The sequence below is a fragment of the Streptomyces sp. NPDC057654 genome, assembly GCF_042800135.1.
Taxonomy (GTDB): Bacteria; Actinomycetota; Actinomycetes; order Streptomycetales; family Streptomycetaceae; genus Streptomyces.
Map to the genome: position 1 here is coordinate 1 of NZ_JBHVHQ010001388.1, position 1,360 is coordinate 1,360.

The window sequence follows — 1,360 nt, forward strand, 5'->3', positions numbered from 1 at the left end:
GGATTAAACGCGGCGCGCGGCCGATGCGGTGCCGGGACGGGCTCAGTCGTTGCCGTTCGGCGTCGTCTTGGCGATCTGCATCAGGAACTCGGCATTCGACTTCGTCTGCTTCATCTTGTCCAGAAGCAGCTCGATGGCCTGCTGCGAGTCGAGCGCGTGCAGCACCCGGCGGAGCTTCCAGACGATCGCGAGCTCCTCCGAGTTGAGCAGGATCTCCTCCTTGCGGGTGCTGGACGCGTCCACGTCCACCGCCGGGAAGATGCGCTTGTCGGAGAGCTTCCGGTCGAGCTTGAGCTCCATGTTGCCGGTGCCCTTGAACTCCTCGAAGATCACCTCGTCCATCCGCGAGCCGGTGTCGACCAGCGCGGTGGCCAGGATGGTCAGCGAGCCGCCGTCCTCGATGTTGCGCGCGGCGCCGAAGAACTTCTTCGGCGGGTAGAGCGCGGTCGAGTCGACACCGCCGGAGAGGATGCGTCCGGAGGCGGGCGCGGCGAGGTTGTACGCGCGTCCCAGGCGGGTGATGGAGTCCAGCAGGACGACCACGTCGTGGCCGAGCTCGACGAGGCGCTTGGCGCGCTCGATGGCCAGCTCGGCGACGGTGGTGTGGTCCTCGGCCGGGCGGTCGAAGGTCGAGGAGATGACCTCGCCCTTGACCGACCGCTGCATGTCGGTGACCTCTTCCGGACGCTCGTCGACCAGGACGACCATCAGGTGGCACTCGGGGCTGTTGACCGTGATGGCGTTGGCGATCGCCTGGAGGATCATGGTCTTGCCGGTCTTCGGCGGGGCCACGATGAGCCCGCGCTGGCCCTTGCCGATCGGCGCGACCAGGTCGATGATCCGGGTCGTCAGCACGCCCGGGTCGGTCTCCAGGCGCAGCCGGTCCTGCGGGTAGAGCGGGGTGAGCTTGCCGAACTCCGGCCGCCCGCGCCCGGATTCGGCCGCCATGCCGTTGGCCGAGTCGAGGCGCACGAGCGCGTTGAACTTCTCGCGGCGCTCGCCGTCCTTGGGCTGCCGCACGGCGCCGGTGATGTGGTCGCCCTTGCGCAGGCCGTTCTTGCGGACCTGGGCGAGGGAGACGTACACGTCGTTGGGGCCGGGCAGGTAGCCGGACGTCCGGATGAACGCGTAGTTGTCGAGGATGTCGAGGATGCCCGCGACGGGGATCAGCACATCGTCGTCGCTGACCTGCGGCTCGTTGCCGAAGTCGTCGCGGCCCCGGCGCCCGCGGCGGTCGCGGTAACGCCCGCGCCGGCCGCGGCGGCCGCCCTCGAAATCATCGTCGTCCTGCTGGCCGCCGCCACCGCGGTTGTCGCGGTTGTCGCGCTGCTGCCGGTTGCCGCCCTGCTGGCCGCCACCG

General features: G+C 69.6%; 1 protein-coding gene. It reads right to left on the minus strand.

Going from position 1 to position 1,360, the window contains the following annotated elements; translation table 11 throughout:
* Positions 1 to 42: 42 nt before the first annotated feature.
* A partial coding sequence (gene rho, locus ACFU99_RS43840; protein WP_384404399.1) for a transcription termination factor Rho occupies positions 43 to 1,360 on the minus strand: 1,318 nt, incomplete at its 5' end.